Genomic DNA, 18,952 nt, shown 5'->3' on the forward strand with positions numbered 1-18,952 from the left:
ATGGAGTCTGCTAAGGCCGGGCAACGGAAAACTGCATCTTGTTCGGCTTGCGCTCTTCCGCTTCGCGGCAGACCGACAGCACATAAGACAGCACTGAGCGCGTGTCACGCGGATCGATGACGCCGTCGTCCAGTACCAGCGCGCTGGTGGTGAACACGTCCATCTGGCGGTCGAAGTTGTCGACGATCTTGCGTTGCAGTTCATCCAGCTTGGCCTGGTCCACTTCGCTTCCTTTGCGCTTCATTGCCGCTTCAGTAACGATAGCCATCGTCTTGGCTGCCTGCTCGCCCCCCATGACGGCAGTCTTGGCATTCGGCCAGGAAAAGCAGAATCGCGGATGGAAGCCGCGCCCGCACATGCCGTAGTTGCCGGCGCCGAATGAGGCTCCGCAATAAATCGTAATCTGAGGCACGGTGGCGTTGGTCACCGCCTGTATCATCTTTGAGCCATGCTTGATGATGCCAGCCTCCTCGTACAGGCGGCCTACCATGAAACCCGTGGTGTTGTTGAGATACAGGATAGGTATCTGCGCCTGGCAACAGGACTGGATGAAGTGCGTGGCCTTGGTCGCGCCGGCCGGATCTATCGGGCCGTTATTGGTAACGATACCGATGGGAAAACCATCCAGCATCGCATGGCCACATACGGTTGCCGAACCATACAGTGCGCCGAACTCCAGGAAATCGGAATCATCGACGATGCGGGCGATGACTTCTTTCATGTCTACCGGCCGTTTATGGTCCATCGGCATGATGCCCATCAGTTCTTCCGCATCATAGCGCGGCGGCCTGATGGCACGCGGCTGTGCCGGTACGGCAATGCCACGGTTCCATTCCAGCTTGGCCAGCACGTCGCGCGCGATGCGCAACGCGTCGCGGTCGTCTTCGGCCAGGTAATCACCCAAGCCGGAAATACCGGTGTGCATTTCTGCACCACCGAGTTCTTCCTCGGTGGCGATCTCGCCGGTGGCTGCCTTGAGTAAAGGCGGGCCTGCGAGGAAAGCGCGCGAGCGTCCGCGCACCATGATGATGTAGTCCGACAAACCGGTCTGGTAGGCGCCGCCCGCAGTGGAAGAGCCATGTGTAATCGTGACGACCGGCAGGCCCGCCGCCGACATCAGCGCCAGGTTACGGAACAGGTTGCCGCCCTTGACGAATTCCTCCACGCGATAGGTCATCAGGTTGGCGCCCGCGCTTTCCACCAGCTGGATATAGGGCAGCTTGTTTTCCAGTGCCAGTTCCTGCACCCGCAGCTGCTTGTCCAGGCCGCGCGGCTGCATTGCACCGGCATCTATGCCGGAATCGGATGCACTGATCATGCAACGCACGCCGGACACGTAGCCGATTCCTGCAATGATGCCGCCGCCGGGCACGCTGCGGTCGGGATCGGCCACGTCCATGCAATAGCCTGTCAGCGTGGATATTTCCAGGAACGGCGTGCCGTGGTCCAGCAATAGCGAAATCCGTTCGCGCGGCAACAACTGGTCGCGTTTCTCAAAGCGGGCCTTGGAGGCAGCAGAGGCCAGGCGTGTACGCTCTTCCAGCATGCGAACGCGCTGCAGCAGCGCCGTCATGCCGGCGTGATTGGCCTTGTAGGTGTCATTACCGGTCAAAATACTGGTTTCAATGGTTGCCATATTTTTTAAGTGTAGTGGTGTTATTTGGATCAACATGGCCGGCCTTGACGGCCTTTTATCTATTTCTGTCCTGCGTTTCCTGCTGCGGTGCAGCTATGCAGCGCCGTATGAACTCATTTCAGCGGCCAGTCTGCGAATTGTTGTCCTTTCGCAGACATGTCGGCCAGCAGCTTTGCCTTGTCCCAGTAGCCGTATGCATTGCCGCGAAGCTGCGCGTAGTGATCCAGCCTTTGCGCTATCTTGTCCAGCCCTGTTTCATCCGCCATGTGCATAGGCCCGCCCCTATAATCCGGAAAGCCGTAGCCATTGACCCAGACCAGGTCGATATCACCGGGACGATAGGAAATGCCCTCTTCCAGTATCTTTGCACCTTCATTCATCAACGGGAACAGGCAGCGCTCTATGATTTCTTGATCGCTGATGTCGTCTCGGCGGCGGATGCCGAACTGCGTAGCCAGTGCCGCGCATATCTTGCCGACCTCCGGATCGGCAACCGCATTGCGTCCTTCATAACGGTAATAGCCGGCACCGGTCTTTTGCCCGAAACGGCCCAAGACCAGCATTTTTTGCACGACTGCGCGATAGCCCGCATCAGTTGGCAAGCCACCGGCCTTGCCGCGCTCCACTACTACTTTGGCGGCAACGTCCAGCCCGGCCATGTCCAGCATGCGACATGGCCCCATGGGCAGACCCAGCGACTGGATCGCGTTGTCGATCTGCGTCGGTGTCGCGCCCTCCATCAGTAAAAATTCCGACTCACGCAGGTAAGGCTCCAGCATGCGGTTGCCGATAAACCCATAGCACACGCCGGAAACAACAGGTACCTTGCCTATGGTTTTCGCTAATTTTACGACGGTCGCCAGCACGTCCGGCGCGGTCTGCGCGCCACGCACAATTTCCAGCAGGCGCATCACATTGGCCGGGCTGAAAAAATGCATGCCCAGGAAATCTTGCGGCCGTCCGCTGGCCTGCGCCAGTACATCCACATCCAGCGTGGAAGTATTGCTGGCAATGATGGCACCCGGCTTGCATACCTTGCCCAGGCGGGCGGCGACTTCTTTTTTGATATCCAGGTTTTCAAAAACGGCTTCTATCACGAGGTCGCAGCCGGCCAGGTCTTCATAGCGCAGCGATGGGGTCAGCAGCGCCATGCGGCGGGGTGGCTCTTCTGCCTTCATTTTTCCTTTGGCGGCGCTGGCGTCATAATTTTTGCGTACCAGGGCAAGGCCGCGGTCCAGCGCTTCCTGTGAACTTTCTACGATCACGACCGGGATGCCGGCATTGGCGAAATTCATTGCGATGCCGCCGCCCATGGTGCCGGCGCCGAGTATGCCGACGCTGGCAATCGCGCGCTCCTTCAGGCCGCCCGGCAAGCCGGGAATCTTGGTCGCCTGACGCTCTGCGAAGAACAGCTTGCGCATCGCGGCAGACTGAGGCGATATGCGGCATTCTTCGAACAGTCTTGCCTCGACTTCTTCGCCGGCATTAAAATCCAGCGTGGCCGCCGCTTCCACGCAGCGCACGATGCGCTGCGGCGCCGGATAAGCAGCTTTTTTACTCACCGCTTCCGCAAGCGCTTTCTCAAAAAAATCCGCTGCAAGACCTTCCACCGATGCAGTGCGGTCGCTGGTGCGGCGCGGGCCTGTGCGCTGGGCAAGCAATTCTTCAGCATAGGCGATGCCCGCCGCAGTGAGATCGCCGTCGATGAGTCGGTCTACCAGCCCCGCCTGCAGCGCCTTTGCAGCATCTATGGGGCGGCCGCTCAGTATCATGTCAAGCGCCAGACTGACGCCCACCAGCCGCGGCAGCCGCTGCGTGCCGAGTGAGCCTGGCAGAATACCGAGCAAAACTTCCGGCAGGCCAAGCCTTGTCGTTGCCGCCGCCACGCGGTAATGGCAGGCCATTGCAAGTTCAAGGCCGCCACCCAGCACCGTGCCGTGCAGAACGGCAAGCACCGGCCTGTCCAATTTTTCCAGACGGGCAAGCATACGGTTGAAGGGGGCAGTACTGAATCCGGGCATGGAGAACTGGGCAATATCACCGCCGGCGACAAAAGTGCGGCCTTCTGCACAGACCACTAGCGCCCTGTAGCTTTGATCCGCCTCAAACTGGCCCACCAGCTCAATCAGGCCGGCAACCAGCTCGGGGCCCAGCGCATTGACCGGCGGATTATTGATGCGGAGCACGCCGACGTTGCCGTGCCGCTCCAGTGTGACGAGACTGCTCATTGATTGCGCTCCCATATTGCGGACTGTAAAGCCTCAGGCTAACAGGTACGCCTCGGAGCAGCTTGCGTTAAGTAGCTGCATCGGCCGTAAAACCGTAACAATCAGGAAAGCGGGAGCTGATGCCGCCAGTATTTTGCGGGCACAAAACTATCACCATCCAGGATGACCGCAAGCCGGCGCGAGCCGGCAACGATATTCTTCGGCGTCAGCCCCCAGACACGGCGGATGGAATGGCTGAAATGCGAGGAATCCGGGTAGCCTGTCTCCAGTGCTATATCGGTCAGGTTCAATTCGGTATTGACATAGGACAGGAAGCTGCGAGCCCTCTTCCATGCGCGAAAACGGCGGAAGGTCGTACCGACCTCGTTCTTGAACAGGTGCAGGAAGCGGGAAAAAGACAAATCCACCAGCGATGCAAACTCTTCCGCCCCCTGCGTGTCGCAAGGCTGGCTCTTGATGGCGTTGACAACCTTTGCCATGCGCGGCTCCATGCTGCGTGGCTCCAGGGTTTCGCCAAAGAAAAACCGGTCAAAGTTTGCGCGTATCAATTCCACCGGCGCACTACCATCCATCAGGCCGGCAAATGCATCGCGCAGCGTGGCAGCAATGAGGGCTAAATTGTCTGGAGCAGACGATGCCTGCAAAAAGCTGGGCAGCTTGTCCATGCAGACACTTTCCGTCTCTATCATGATCGACCCTATGAGGCGGTCCGTCGTCCTGATCTGGTGCGGCGTATCAGCCGCAACGACGCGGATCTCAGCGCTTTCCCATTCACCGTTCCCCACCTGCAGCTGGAACGGGCTGCCCAATGACACATACACAGTGAGCGAACCGAATTCGCGAGTCTGCGGCCGGCCCAGCAGGCCGGCGTAGGCAACCCTGTCGGGTGTGATCAGCATGACTTTGCCATCCCGCCCTTCCGCCGCAACCAAAGCCCTGGCGGATACTCCGTCCTTCCATTCCATCACACATCTCCTATGACGCAGTGCAGCGCATTTGCAGAATGTGCAGGCGCAGCAGCGATGCGTTTGTCTCCATGGGATTCGGCGAGCAGGGCTGCCAGAATTTGAATTATGTGCAGAACAGCATGCCATGGCATTTACGACAAAGCAAGTGATTGGTTGTAAAAAATATTAACGACTGGACGCACAACCCGGCAAATAAGGTGCGCGCAAACCATAGCTACTTGACGCAAGTTTCAGCAGCCGCAAGCTGTTAACGTACGGCCACTGGACGATAAACGGAGCCAGGCCGATCCGCACCCTATTTGCTGATTTCTTTGCTGCACCGCCCGTGCAGTCTCAGGCATGCGCGTTGGCGTACACAGATAAGAAAAGGTAGATATGGAGACAAACAAAGCCTCTGCTGACACGGCCGACGCCGCGATGCAGCTGACGCAACACGCTGCCCGCCTGACCGTTGCCGGCCTATTCCGCCAGCAGGTAAAACGGACCAGGCACAAGACCGCACTGGAAGATGAAGTCCGCCGCTTCAGCTACGGCGAACTGGATGAACGCGTCAACCGGCTGGCGAATGCGCTGAGCGCACGCGGTATCCAGCGCGGCGACCGGATCACCATTCTGGCGGAAAACCGGCTTGAATACATAGAGTTGGAGCTGGCGGTTGCCAAGCTGGGCGTAATCCTGGCCTGCCAGAACTGGCGGCAATCGGACGGTGAGCTGGAACACTGCATACGGCTGGTGTCGCCGCGCGCGGTCTTCGTGTCGGCACGCTATGCGGATGTATTGGCCCGCATCGCACATGGCGTGGATACCGTCATCCATATCGAATCTGAATATGAAGAAATGCTGAAAGCTTCCAGCAGCGACGAAGCAGGCAGCGGCATCGATCTCGATCCGGAAGAAGGCCTGATTATCCTGTACACCAGCGGCACGACAGGGCTGCCCAAGGGCGCGCTGATCAGCCAGAGGGCGATGGTCGCGCGCGCCGTCATCGGCCACATGGACGGCATGCTGGATGCAGGTGATACTTTCATCGCGTGGGCGCCGCTGTGCCACATGGTCTCAACTGACCAGGCCTACGGTACATTGACCAGCGGCGGCAAGGTCATCGTCATGGATGGCCTGGACGTGCCCAAGCTGGTCGCCATCGTCGCCCGTGAAGAAATCGGCCATTTGACGCTGATTCCCGGCATGGTCGACCGCATCATTGAAGAAGTGCGGCGTACCGGCACCAAGGCCAAGGGTATACGCGGCCTGGGTTGCATGGCCGACCTGGTGCCGCGCGACCAGATCGCCCAGGTGACGCAATTATTGCAGGCGCCCTTCCGCAACTCTTTCGGCTCCACTGAAACCGGTTCGCCGCCGGCCACGCTGGGACAGATACCTATAGGCATCGTGCCGCCCAAACTCTCCAAGGTACAGAGTTCCTTTTGCGAAATCCGCCTGGTGGATGAAAACGACGATGAAGTGGAAGACGGCCTGCCCGGCGAACTGGCCATGCGCGGCCCCAGCCTGTTTAGCGGCTACTGGGGGGCGCCGGAAGCGACGGCAAAAGATTTCCGCAACGGCTGGTTCCACATGGGCGACATGTTCGTGCGCAATGCGGACGGCACGCTGGATTATGTGGACAGGCGCAAATACCTGATCAAGTCCGGCGGTGAAAACATTTATCCGGCGGAAATCGAGCGCGTGCTGCTGGCCTGCGACCGTATCGCCGATGCCGTCGTGGTGCGCCGCAAGGACAGCCGCTGGGGTGAGGTACCGGTGGTGTTTGTCGTCAAGGCAGATCAGACCCTGACGCAGGAGGATGTCATGCGTGAATGCAAAGGCAAGATCGCGGATTATAAATTGCCGAAACAGGTGGTCTTCGTCCCGGATGAAGAGCTGCCGCGCAGCACCACCGGAAAAATCAAACGGCATGAACTGGAGCAGCGTCCGGAGATAGCCGGACACGCCTAGCAACAGCAGCACGCCCAGTTTGCCTTTATTGCCCATTTTTAAAAATTCAAAAGGATGTAGACATGAATTATCATTTGCGCCCCGCCCTGCTTGCCCTGACTGTCGCCGGCCTTTTTTATTCCGGTGCTGCTTCTGCTGAAAAAATCCGCATTGCCTATATCGATCCGCTCAGCGGCCCGTTTGCGGTGACCGGTAACAATGTGCTGAAAAGCTGGCAGGCGATTGCCGAGTTGGCCAACAAGGAAAAATGGGCTGGCGACAATACCTTCGAGATCGTCGGTTTTGACAACAAGGGCAGCCCGCAGGAAACGCTGACGGCCTTGAAAACCGTGACTGACCAGGGTTTCCGCTATATTGCGCAAGGCTTCGGCTCCGGTGCGGGCCTGGCGCTGATCGACGCCATCAACAAGCATAACCAGCGCAATCCGGGCAAGGAAGTGATCTACATGAACACGTCTGCCGGCGATCCGGACATGACCAACAGCAAATGCAGCTTCTACCATTTCCGGCTGGATGCGAATGTGGACATGCGGATAGAGGCGTTGACCTCCTTCATCGAAAAAGACAAAAGCATCAAAAAACTTTATCTGATTAATCCCAACTACGCGTTTGGGCAACAGGTAAGCCGCTCCGCTAAAGAAAGCCTGAAGGCCAAACGCCCCGACATACAGATCGTCGGCGACGACCTGCCGCCTTTTGGCCAGGTAAAAGACTATTCCCCCTACATTGCCAAGATCGCAGCGTCCGGTGCGGACACAGTCATTACCGGCAATGCAGGATCCGATCTATCAATGCTGATCAAGTCGTCGAAGGAAGCCAATCTGCGCAGCACTTTCTACACCTTCTTTGCCAGCAGCCCCGGTATTGCAGGCGCGATAGGCTCTGCCGGCGAAGACCGCGTGAAGTCTATCCCCTACTGGCATCCGAACAATGAAACCTTTTCCGGCAAGGAAATCGTGGAGTCGTTCAAGAAAAAATACAACGACGACTATTTTTCATCGGCGACCTATACCGGCATAGCACTGCTGGCCAAGGCGATGAAAGAGAGTAAGTCGACTGATCCGATAAAGGTCGCATTTGCAATGGAAGGCATGAAGGTCAACAGCCTGAACGGTGAAGTGGAAATGCGCAAGGCAGACCACCAGCTGCAGCAACCGCTGTATATGGTGACCTGGGTCAAGGTCAACGGCAAGGATGTCAAATATGACGAAGAGTCCACCGGCTACGGCTGGAGGACAGATCGCAAGATAGAAGCAGCCGCAGTGACGCTGCCCACCACTTGCCAGATGGTGCGCCCGGCCCGCAGCTGATGCACGACGAATCAGAAAGCGAGAAGAATATGCCACACCAGCAATCACATGCATCGCTGACCGCAAGCGCCGGCCGGCTGACGATTGCCGACTTGTTCGCCCAACAGGTCCGCCAAAGCAAGGATCAGGTAGCACTGGAAGACCAGCATAAGCAGATCAGCTATGCGCAGCTGGACGACAGGGTAAACAGGCTGAGTAACGCGCTGCTTGCACTGGGTATGGAGCGCGGCGACCGCATTGCGGTGCTATCGGAAAATCGCACCGAATACGTCGAACTGGAACTGGCGGCAGCCAAGCTGGGCGTCATCCTGGCCTGCCAGAATTGGCGGCAATCGGATGAGGAACTGAGGTATTGCATACAGCTCGTTTCGCCCAGGCTGCTGTTTACCTCTGAACGTTTCATTGAGGTAGCCGCACGCATAGGCCATGGCGTTCCTGCCAGCCTGCATTTCGGCCCGGCATACGAAACCATGCTGGCCGATGCGGCAGCGTCCGCGCCGGATAGCAGCGGGCTTGATCCGGAAGACGGGCTGATCATTCTGTACACCAGCGGCACAACCGGCATGCCGAAAGGCGCGCTGATCAGCCAACGGGCCATGGTGGCGCGCGGCATGATTTCGCGCATAGACAGCCCGGTGCAGCCCGGCGATACCTTCATTGCCTGGGCGCCGCTATTCCACATGGTCTCTACCGACCCGGTATTTGGCACCCTGACGCATGGCGGCAAGGTGATTGTGATGGACGGCCTGGACGTCAAGCGCCTGGTGGAAATTACCGCGCGCGAGCAGGTCGGCCACCTGACGCTGATGCCGGGCATGATAGACCGCGTGATCGACGAACTGAACCGCAGCGGCCTGAAGCCGAAAGGCGCACGCGTGATCGGCTGCATGGCCGACCTGGTGCCGCTGGACCAGATTGCGAAAATCACCGGTTTCTACCAGGCGCCCTATCGCAATTCCTTTGGTTCCACTGAAACCGGCAGCGCGCCTGCCAGCCGCGGCTCCATCGCCATAGGCGTGATACCGGAACGCCTGTCCAAACTACAGAATTCCTATTGCTCCGTCCGCCTGGTGGATGAAGACGACAACGAAGTGCCTGACGGCATGCCGGGTGAACTCGCCTTTCGTGGCCCCAGCCTGTTCAGCGGTTACTGGGGCAACCCGGAAGCCAATGCCAGGGATTTCAGGAATGGCGCCTTCCACATGGGCGACGTCTTCGTACGCAACCCGGACGGCTCGCTGGATTTCGTGGACCGCCGCAAGTACCTGATCAAATCCGGCGGCGAGAACATCTATCCCGCCGAAATCGAGCGCGTGCTGCTGGCCTGTGAGCGCGTGCTGGATGCCGTGGTCGTGCGCAAGCCGGACAGCCGCTGGGGTGAGGTGCCGGTCGCCTTTGTCGTCAAAGCCGACCAGACATTGACCACGGAAGAGGTGCTTGCACAATGCCGCGGCAAGATTGCCTCTTACAAGCTGCCCAAGGAAGTTGTCTTCATCAGCGCAGACGATGTGCCGCGCAGCGCGACAGGCAAGGTAAAGCGGCACGAGCTTGAAACCAAACTGAAGGCGGACGCCTGATCCCCTGCCGACTGCCCCTCCAAAAAACGGAACTACATGACCAGCACTACCTCCAGCATCAAGCCCTGCGCCGCCGTCACCGGCGTTGCCGAAACCCTGTACGGCAAAGGCATTTCTGAACGTAGCAGCCTGTCGCTGCAACTCGAAGCCTCCCTGGCGGCCATTCGCGACGCCGGCCTTGTGCCCGGCGATATCGACGGCATTATCCCCATGTCCAACGGTTCGGCCATCGCGGAAGATTTCATCAGCAATTTCGGCATACGCGACCTGCGCTTTTCCGGTACCGTGCCCATGGGCGGCGCCAGCGCCGTCTCATCATTGCAGATGGCGCAGGCCGTTATTTCCGCCGGCATTTGCCGCCATGTACTTGTGACGGTGGGCCGCGACGGCCGTGGCGGCCGGGCCAGCGACCGGTTGCAGCAGGCGCCGCAATTCCGCACCGTTGCCGAGTTTGAAATGCCGCTGGGCGCCTTCGCGCCGGTGCAGCTATACGCCGCCATGGCGCGTCGGCACATGGAACTGTACGGCACTACCAGCCGTGACTTTGCCGAGATTGCCGTCGCCATCCGCGCCCATGCGGCGAACAATGCCAATGCCATCATGCGCAAGCCTTTCAGCATTGAAGAGCATCAGGCGTCGCGTATGATCTCCGACCCTTTCCGTCTGCTGGACTGCAGCCTGGAAAGCCATGGCGCCGCAGCGGTCGTTGTCAGCGCGGCCGGCCCGGCGGGTGACCTGCGGCACATACCCATTACCATCCTGGCCACTGCCGAGGGGCATCCGGATTCGCCGCTGGCGATTACGCAAAGACCGGAGTTGACACGACTGGGCATTGCCAAGGCGGCTGCACGCGCCTTTGAGGCTGCGGGCGTCACCCATGCAGACATCGACGTTGCCGAAATATACGACTGTTTTACCTATATCGTGCTGTGCCAGCTGGAAGACCTGGGGTTTTGCAAAAAAGGCGAAGGCGGCCAGTTCGTGCGCGACGGCGGCATCGCACTCGGCGGCAGGCTGCCGGTCAATACCCATGGCGGCCTGTTGTCGCAGGCGCACATGGTCGGCATGAACCATGTGGTGGAACTGGTAAGGCAATTGCGCGGCGACGGCGGCGCCAACCAGGTTCCGGGAGCAGAGACCGGCCTGGTCACCGGTTACGGCGACATGGGCGATGGCTCCATCGCCATCATGCGCAAGGGGAAATGACATGGATAAATATTCAATCGACACCCGGCCCTATTGGGAAGCACTGCAGCAGCAAAAGCTGGTCATCCAGCAGTGTGCCGACTGCGGCATCTGCCGCCATTACCCGCAGCCCATGTGCGCCCACTGCCACTCCACTGCGGTGGAATGGCGTACAGTTGCCGGCAGCGGCGCCGTGCATAGCTGGACCATCACCCACCAGACCGCCATCCCCGGCTTTGCCGGGCAAGTACCCTATGTATTTGCAACGGTGGACCTGCCGGAAGGCGTGCGCATGGCGGCACCCTTGCGGCAGGTGCCGCATGCCGTATTGCATATAGGACTGCCGGTAAGGCTGGTGTTTGAGAAATCGGCGGATGGAAGCATCCTGCCCGCGTTCGAAGCAGCATAAATACTAGCCTGCTGCCCGCACCGGGCAGGTGACATCAGGGCGCGGCGCTGGCGAACAGTCCTTCGTATTCCCTGCGCAATACGTTCTTCTGGATTTTTCCGGTTGGCGTCATCGAGAAGGCATCGACGAAATGGATATGCTTGGGTACTTCAAAACCTGCCAGGTGCTGCCGGCTGTGCTCCGCCAGCAAGGCCTCGTCGCAGGATGCGCCCGGCTTCAGGATGACAAACGCCGCGACCGCTTCCGACCAGTGCGGATGCGGCAGCCCGACCACCGCCACGTTGGCAACTGAAGGATGGCGCAATATCACTTCCTCCACCTTGATGGATGGCACGTTCTCGCCGCCGGTCTTGATCATGTCTTTCTTGCGGTCGATAAACAATAGTTGGCCATCCTGATCCAATAAACCAAGATCACCGGTATGGTGCCAGCCGAAGCGGCGCGACTCCGCCGTGGCTTCCGGGTCTTTGTAATAACCCAGCATCACATTCGGGCCGCGGTGCACGATTTCCCCAACCTTGCCGTTCTCCAGCAGGGTTCCGTCGTCATCCATGATCGCCACTTCGTTGACCAGCGTGGGGTTGCCCCAGTAGCAGCCGAAGCGCTTGAACTGTTCTTCCGGCCGGAAATAAGTTGTAGCAGGAAAAATTTCTGTCTGCCCGCTGTTGAGCCCGAAGTTGGGACAGATTTCCTTGGTCAACCGTTCCAGCAGCACTAGCGGCATAGGCGCCATCGCATACGTACAGACGCGGATGCTGGACAGGTCATGCACGGCGCGTTGCGGATGGTTCAGGATTGCCGCATACATCAGCGGCAGGCACAATACCGTCGTGATCTTCCTCTGCTCTATCGAGTCCAGCACCGCCAGCGGATCGAAGCCGCGGTGTATCACCTGCGTTGCCCCGGCGAGCACGCCGGCGCCCGACAGCGCGAACTGGCCGCAATGGAATAGCGGCAGGATGCAGGTGATCGTATCGGTATAGTCGTAGGCCAGTTCAGCTACATTGGACATCAGCGCGGAATACACCGACAAGTGTGTATGCATCACGCCCTTCTGACGGCCGGTGGTGCCGCTGGTGTACATGATCAGCGCCAGATCCTGGTCGTCGATATTGACATCCGGCAGCGTGGCCGGCATGGCCTCCAGCGCGGCAGATAATGTCACGTGCGGCTGCGGCTGCTTTGGTCCCAGCTCCGACAGGACTACAGGCAGGTTCAAACTGTCGCACAGATCGCGCGTCACAGGGTTGGCAAAGAACAGGTCATCCATCACGATCAGCCTGGCCTCTGCATGCTCCAGGATGTAGCGCATGTCATTTACGGCCAGCATCGTATTGATGGGCACCCACACCATGCCTGCTTTCAGGATGCCGTAGGCGGCCACGAGAAATTGCGTGGAGTTGGCGCAAATCATTGCGATCTTGTCGCCGCTGTTCAGCCCGCGCGACAGCAGATAGTGCGCAAAGCGGCTGGAGTCTGCATCGAGTTGTGCGTAGCTGGTTTCCACACCCTGATCTACCGCGGCGAGCTTGTCTCCGCGCCGCCGCGCGGTACGGTAAAGCGTATCGCCAAGTGCTATGCGCCGCAGGGCGTTCGCGCCCGGCTTGACTGCGTTTTTATCCAAAATGGGTCTCCTCATTTTTTAGGAGGCAAAACCTGTCAGCCGCGGCAAGCACCTCCGCGGCCCGGCTTAGCCTGCTTTCCTGGTACGCCCGCTTATTTTGCAGGCTTGGCACCCTGAAACGCAATCCGGAAATTAGCGTCTTTAATGACAGCAGTCTTGTGTGAACTGGCTACATGGTATGCATCGCTTAAAAAGCTGCAAGCGCCATTGGTGCAGCTAAAGTGCAATCCATTTATTTGATTTCCATTCGGCAATGGTTTCGGCGCAACAGCGAGCGTTATAAATAGAGAAGCAAATAAAGGTGCTGGTACACTTTGTTACGGCATACTACAGCGACAATTCCTCCCAGAAGAAGGAGTCAAGGAAGACGATATGGAGTCAAGCAAGACCGATGATGATTTTGACAGTGCCGGCCTGATCCCCCCTGACATACGACCGGGCAAGATTCTGCTGGACGATTTTCTTATCCCACTGACGCGGCCAAAGGAACAGGTAGCGCAAGCGACCGGCTTGGGAATGGAAATAATAGATGGCATCCTGGATGGCAAGGTGGAAATCACTGCCGATATAGGCGCGGTGCTGGACCGGCATTTCGGTGTGGAACACGGTTTCTGGCTGCGCGTGCAGTGCGATTACGACCAGGCGATCAAGACTGCTTTGTCGGCCGAAGAGTAAGCCGAAAAACAGGCAGAAGAACGGGCCAAAGAACAAAACAGCGTGATAATGTCAATTACAAGCTTACCCACACCTTATGTTAACAATCCTGTGGATAACCGCAAAAATCTCTAACTAAGACCATGATTTTTAAGGAAAAACCAGGATTGCTTAAAATCAAGGCAATTCAAGGCAATTGCTGGGCTATAGGATTTCCCTTACCAATATGATCTTGTGAGAAATTGTGCCTGCAAGCACCTCGTCAGTTCGCTATTTAACAGTGCCCTGCCTGTAAATATCCTACTATGCAAATACACAGGCAACTTACAGGCAAGCCATGACGCAAGAAGATTTAAAGGAAGCGCTGATTACGGAGGCATTCATGCTCGGCTTTATGGTCAGCCGGGAAGGATTCAACGGGGAATTGTTCAACGATGACCTGGCGCCCAGCGGCGTGCATCCGGACGGCGGCGAAATCAGGGAGTTTCGCGAACTGGCGGCAAGCATGCCGGAATTTACCCGTCTGCAAAAAGCCGCCATCAGGCTACTGATAGATGGCAATCTGATACCGCACTAAATCTACATCCTATCGGTACAAATAATCAGGGCGGCGCAGCCATGCAGCCGCCCCGCCCTCTCTCACAGATTATTTGATATTACCTATGCCAGTGACCGGGGCGGCCATAGTAGCCTCCGTGACCATAATAACGGTCGCCACCGCGATAATATCCACCAACTACTACCGGGCCGGGGCCGTAATAGACAGGCGCGGGAGCTACATATACTTGCGGCTGTGAATAATATACGGTGCTGGGAGCCGAATAGTAAGTTGTTGTCGGCTCACTGTAATAAGTAGTGGCCGGCGGCGGGCCATAATAGGTCGTTGCAGGCGGAGGGCCATAGTAACGTGGCCTGTCGTAGGTATTTGCGCTTGCGCCGATAGCGGCACCGAGTACACCGCCGACAATCGCACCGTCACGTCCATTGACGCCATGGCCGATAGCGGCACCGACCGCAGCACCCAGCAAGGTGTTAGCACCCTGGTCGCTGGCCTGCGCGAATGAAGACGAACCAGCAGCGATCAGCAAGACTGCGGCAGCGGCGCTTAATTTGTGGCTTAACATGATGTAGTCCTTTCAAACCGGGATACCCGCAAAACAAGTGCGGAATTTCAATTGCATAACAGTAATATAGGGTCTGTCTCTCAAAAAACGATATCCGGACACAGACTCTTACAACTGATACAAAACCCCTGGTTTCTCATAGAGCCCGCCGAAAATGGCGGGCTTTCCATAAGCATCTAACGCAGCCACCCCGCATTTGGTTTACATAGGAAAACATCAGAATGACATCGGCACCCGCATCGTCAGCGTCAGATCTGGCGTATCACGCGTCAGCCCGGCGCCGATGGACATGCTGAATGAAGTCTTGTCGGAATAGCGGTACGAATAGCCCAATAGCAAACTGGCAAGCACTGTCCGCACGGAACCCGGTACCGTCACATCGTTCTGTTTGGTTCGTCCGACAGAGTTCAGGTCAAAGCCAACGCTGAAAGAAGATTTGTCGTTCAACGCAAGGCCCATGCCGAAATTGGCGCCCAGTATGTCGCCTGCCTTGATGTCGCCCAGGAATTCGCTTTCCCCGTTCAGCACGCGCCGGCTCACGTTATTGCGCTTGAAGTTGTACTGGTAGCTGAAGCTGCCGAAGAATACTGCAGGATCGCTGGGGAACAGCCATGTCAGGCCTGGCTGCAGGGAATAGGCCCCGGAGCCTGTCGGCAACTCCATCGGCAAGCCTGTCCCGGTAGTGTTACCGACGCACCGCGTCACGCAATCGGTGACCACTTCAAACGGATCTTTGCCGGTACGCGACTTCACGCGCATTGTGCCGATAAAATAAGGACGGTCCGCGCCACCGTCATTGAATTGATAACGGAGCGATGCCTCGACATCGCCGATAGCCTTGCCGCTGGTCTGGAACACGTTGTCTGTTGCGCTGCCGGTGAATATCTCACGGCTGACAGTGGAGTCGCTGCGATAGACGTAAGGCACGCGTAGTTCCAGTTCCGTCCTGTTGGTCAGGCCGTAACGTCCGGTCAATGCGCCGGTGACAGTGTTGCTCTTCACTTGCCGGACATCTACCAGACCGATGAGCAACGCCGGGATCACTGTGTAACCGACCAGCGCAACGCGGTTATTGGACGAATAGCTGTACTGGATCGAAGGCTCCAGCGCGAACTTCCCTTTTGGCGTCAGGATGCCGGGCTGTTCAAAAATAGGCGCTACCTCCCTTTGCCTGCTGTTGCGCTCCGGTGCAACGCCTACCGGTTCCGTTGCCGGCGTGCCGTCCTGCGCAGTGGGATTTGACACCATCGCCACCTGTGTTCCGCCTTGTCCCTGCGGCCCTTGCTGTGAAGTACTTGAAGGCTGCGCAGTGCCCCCGCGCTGGCTGGCAAGATATTCATTTCTTACCGACCTGCGGAGATCCCGGAGTTTGCTTTTTTCTTCTTCCAGTTCTCGCTTCAGGGTATCCAGCTGCCGCGCAAGGTCGGTGACATCCCGCTTCAGCGTATCGACCGAAACATCATCGACGACATTGCCGCTGCGAACTGCCTGGGCATGCACTGCAGTGTTGGTGAAACATAGCGCTGAACAGCAGGCGGCTACGGCAACATGGCAAAAGGGCTGCGGTTTCATCAATTTCTCCTTATTGAAATTAGTGCCGCCCTGAACTGTTGCGGAGCGGCTTTATGTTTCTTGATTTACTCGACCACTTCTTTTCCAGTTTTTTTAAGAGAAATTTTTCGTCAATTTGTTTTAAATATTGTTAAAGACCTGTGCAACAAAAAAATACAGGAAGCCCTGCCGCTACTGGCTCCCTGCAATTTCTGCATTTACGCAGGACAGTCTTTTTTCGCTTGTCAGAATTGACTTGTAAAACTCAAAATATCTGTTAAATATAACGGGGTCTTACAAGTCGATTTGAAAAAGGAATGCTGTCTTGTTTTTTATTCTCAAGGGGTTGAGATAGTAAAAAATTGGAGAGCACAAATCGTGCCGTAGAAATCAAATTCCCTTGCAATCAAAGGCTTACTTCGGAAGCTTTCATGTCCGCAATAGTTATTGCAAGTGTTTGTAAATTTTATCGACACTGTTGAAATGCAATTCAATTTTAAGGAGGAAACTAAAGAATCGGCATTGTCCCCGATTTGCAAAACGACAGGCAGCGGATAACGCAGACAGGATATTTATTTGTCGCGATTCCCTCCTCATAAGTAATACGAAACAAAAACACGTCGTTTGCACTATCGTCTTCATTGCCGAGAAATATCGTTGCACATGTTCACGATTAAAAATGCTTTTGTACTTCAAGGCATTTGTTTCAAATCAATCTGTATTGCCCGAAGAGACAGGCGCTCGCGTGCCTGCCAAAGTGGCGCATGCGGCTTGTCCTAGTTCGCGCAAAATGCCGCCGGACTTGATAATCGTGCACATACTAGAGCAGGAAATTAAAAATGAAAAAACGTAAAATCCTTTGCCTGAGGCTACAAAAAAACACAGCATCCCTTGAATACCATCTGCCGGAAGAAGAATGGGAAATACACTACGCAGCAGAAATATTTGCAGCAGAGCGCATGATGCGGGAAGACCCTTATATGGTCTGCCTGCTCGTCATCGATAATATTGAACTGATTCAGTACGAGGTATTGATCCAGCTATTGAAATCGCATCCCGAATGCGAATGGATAGGCGTGTTCCATGCAGACTCGCTGCTGTCATGGAAATGCCACGAACTGATACTGGGCTACCTGTTCGACTACTATACACAGCCCGCAGACTTGCAGCGCCTGTCGCAGACGGTGGGCCATGCGTATGGGCGCGCGATCATGCGCATGCAATCGAAGCGACGCTTTGCCAACAATAAGGATATGGCGATGGTGGGTGAAAGCCCGGCAATGAAATCTTTGTTCAAGCACATCAAGCAGATTGCCGATTCGGAGGCAACCGTGCTGATCGGCGGTGAAAACGGCAGTGGCAAGGAATTGACGGCGCTCGCCATCCACCGCTGCTCCTCCAGGCGCAACGGACCGTTTGTTCCGGTCAGCTGCGGATCCATCCCCTCGCAACTGATACAGTCCGAATTGTTCGGCTATGAGCGTGGCGCCTTTACCGGCGCGGCCGCGCAGAAGGCGGGCTTTATAGAAAGTGCGGACCGCGGAACCATTTTTCTCGATGAGATCGCCGATCTGCCGCTGGATCTGCAAACCAACCTGCTGCGCTTTTTGCAGGAGAAGACGATTACCCGTGTGGGTTCTGCGGCCAGTGTGCCGGTGAACACGCGCGTGATTGCGGCTTCGAATGTCAACCTGCAGCAAGCAGTGGATGCCGGAAAATTTCGACAGGATCTTTTCTACCGGCTTAACGTGCTGCCCATTGTTGTTCCGCCGTTGCGCGAGCGCAAGGAAGACATAGAATTGCTGTCCAATCACTTCCTGGAAGTATTCGGTAAGGAAAGGAAGACCAGGCTCAACGGCTTCTCTGCGGATGCAGTGCAGGCCATGCTGTCGCATGCATGGCCGGGCAATGTCCGTGAATTGATCAACCGCATACGGCGCGCAATCGTTACAACGGATGGACGCCTGATTTCCGCGCAGGATCTCAACCTGGAACTGCAGATACTGCTGAAGAACGACGATCTGGCAAACGCGCGCATCAGCGCGGAGCGCGAGGCTATCTTCAATTGCCTGATACGAACCGGCAGAAACAAGACACGCGCCGCGCAAGATCTTGGCGTGTCGCGCATGACCTTGTACCGGCTGATGGAGAAACACGGCATCAGCAGCGACCTCGACCTCATCAGCACCTCCCCTGCTGCAAATAACGATATCTCTCATCCGCACTCTACCGAGATACGCTATAGCGCCGCTGTTAAAACGCCAAAACTCGGCTAACCGCCTATTCCACGGGCCCATGCAGATCGTTCTGCATGGGCCCGTTTTCATTTTTTGTTCCCGGTTTCCGTTCCATGTTCTTTCCCAATTTCTTTATTGCAGCCCATGCTCGCGCGGTTACATTGTGACACTTGCGCAATGCTTTGTTACAGCTGTCACTTCAGCGATACATGGAGCACAAGCATTAATAAGTGATTGATTATTGCTAAGGGCTTGATTAACAAGCTTAATCGCTCGCAGCAGTTTCAATTAAAAAAGATCATGTCCGCATCGCTGTCTCATGCAAGTGACAGATTGCTGCAAATAACTCCGCTGTTTTTGCTTGCCGCGCCACAAGCATTCGTTTGCGCGAGGCTTGCATCCACGCGTTTTCACTCTGCAGCCGGCCATGCGCCGGCCACAAAAAAAGCGCTGGCATCAAGCTTGCTGTTACCGAAGGAGTTGGCTCTTGTTGCCA

General features: G+C 56.7%; 14 protein-coding genes. 8 read left to right on the forward strand and 6 right to left on the reverse strand.

Translation table 11 applies throughout. The features are described from left to right. Positions 1–10: 10 nt before the first annotated feature. The 3 genes from ACO0LO_RS02170 to ACO0LO_RS02180 all read right to left on the reverse strand — a co-directional run bounded on the left by ACO0LO_RS02170 (position 11) and on the right by ACO0LO_RS02180 (position 4,829). Positions 11–1,636, reverse strand: coding sequence for an acyl-CoA carboxylase subunit beta (locus ACO0LO_RS02170; protein WP_422962545.1), 1,626 nt, complete (start codon positions 1,634–1,636; stop codon positions 11–13). A gap of 113 nt (positions 1,637–1,749) precedes the next feature. After that, a complete protein-coding gene (locus tag ACO0LO_RS02175; protein WP_422962546.1) occupies positions 1,750–3,864 on the reverse strand; it encodes a 3-hydroxyacyl-CoA dehydrogenase NAD-binding domain-containing protein in 2,115 nt (704 codons plus the stop codon). 101 nt (positions 3,865–3,965) lie between these two features. Further along, a complete protein-coding gene (locus tag ACO0LO_RS02180; RefSeq protein ID WP_422962547.1) occupies positions 3,966–4,829 on the reverse strand; it encodes a helix-turn-helix transcriptional regulator in 864 nt (287 codons plus the stop codon). A gap of 378 nt (positions 4,830–5,207) precedes the next feature. Between ACO0LO_RS02180 and ACO0LO_RS02185 the strand changes: the two genes are divergently transcribed. The 5 genes from ACO0LO_RS02185 (at position 5,208) to ACO0LO_RS02205 (ending at position 11,266) form a co-directional block, all read left to right on the forward strand. Beyond that, entirely contained in the window at positions 5,208–6,785 is a 1,578-nt protein-coding gene (locus ACO0LO_RS02185) for a class I adenylate-forming enzyme family protein (protein WP_422962548.1), read from the forward strand. A gap of 62 nt (positions 6,786–6,847) precedes the next feature. Then, entirely contained in the window at positions 6,848–8,095 is a 1,248-nt protein-coding gene (locus tag ACO0LO_RS02190) for a branched-chain amino acid ABC transporter substrate-binding protein (protein ID WP_422962549.1), read from the forward strand. Positions 8,096–8,124: 29 nt separating this feature from the next. Then, positions 8,125–9,672, forward strand: a complete 1,548-nt coding sequence (locus ACO0LO_RS02195) for a class I adenylate-forming enzyme family protein (protein ID WP_422962550.1) — start codon at positions 8,125–8,127, stop codon at positions 9,670–9,672. Between the two features lie 36 nt (positions 9,673–9,708). Beyond that, positions 9,709–10,878 (forward strand): thiolase C-terminal domain-containing protein, encoded by a 1,170-nt coding sequence (locus ACO0LO_RS02200; protein WP_422962551.1) that lies wholly within the window; start codon positions 9,709–9,711, stop codon positions 10,876–10,878. Position 10,879: 1 nt separating this feature from the next. Beyond that, complete coding sequence (locus tag ACO0LO_RS02205) at positions 10,880–11,266, forward strand: Zn-ribbon domain-containing OB-fold protein (protein ID WP_422962552.1); 387 nt, start codon at positions 10,880–10,882, stop codon at positions 11,264–11,266. Positions 11,267–11,300: 34 nt separating this feature from the next. On the opposite strand, the gene ACO0LO_RS02210 is transcribed toward ACO0LO_RS02205, so the two are convergent. After that, positions 11,301–12,890, reverse strand: coding sequence for a class I adenylate-forming enzyme family protein (locus tag ACO0LO_RS02210; RefSeq protein WP_422962553.1), 1,590 nt, complete (start codon positions 12,888–12,890; stop codon positions 11,301–11,303). Positions 12,891–13,262: 372 nt separating this feature from the next. Between ACO0LO_RS02210 and ACO0LO_RS02215 the strand changes: the two genes are divergently transcribed. Further along, positions 13,263–13,565 carry a helix-turn-helix transcriptional regulator gene (locus ACO0LO_RS02215; protein ID WP_422962554.1) on the forward strand — a complete coding sequence of 101 codons (303 nt, stop codon included), beginning with the start codon at positions 13,263–13,265 and terminating at the stop codon, positions 13,563–13,565. A gap of 316 nt (positions 13,566–13,881) precedes the next feature. Then, positions 13,882–14,121: a hypothetical protein gene (locus tag ACO0LO_RS02220; RefSeq protein ID WP_422962555.1), complete on the forward strand. Its 240-nt coding sequence runs from the start codon at positions 13,882–13,884 to the stop codon at positions 14,119–14,121. 79 nt (positions 14,122–14,200) lie between these two features. On the opposite strand, the gene ACO0LO_RS02225 is transcribed toward ACO0LO_RS02220, so the two are convergent. Continuing rightward, positions 14,201–14,668 (reverse strand): hypothetical protein, encoded by a 468-nt coding sequence (locus ACO0LO_RS02225; protein ID WP_422962556.1) that lies wholly within the window; start codon positions 14,666–14,668, stop codon positions 14,201–14,203. A gap of 216 nt (positions 14,669–14,884) precedes the next feature. After that, complete coding sequence (locus ACO0LO_RS02230) at positions 14,885–16,240, reverse strand: acetate kinase (RefSeq protein WP_422962557.1); 1,356 nt, start codon at positions 16,238–16,240, stop codon at positions 14,885–14,887. 818 nt (positions 16,241–17,058) lie between these two features. Here ACO0LO_RS02230 and ACO0LO_RS02235 point away from each other — a divergent pair. After that, positions 17,059–18,495 carry a sigma 54-interacting transcriptional regulator gene (locus ACO0LO_RS02235; RefSeq protein ID WP_422962558.1) on the forward strand — a complete coding sequence of 479 codons (1,437 nt, stop codon included), beginning with the start codon at positions 17,059–17,061 and terminating at the stop codon, positions 18,493–18,495. Positions 18,496–18,952: the final 457 nt, after the last annotated feature.

Origin of the sequence: Undibacterium sp. TJN25 (assembly GCF_049339885.1) — a bacterium.
GTDB lineage: Bacteria > Pseudomonadota > Gammaproteobacteria > Burkholderiales > Burkholderiaceae_D > Undibacterium.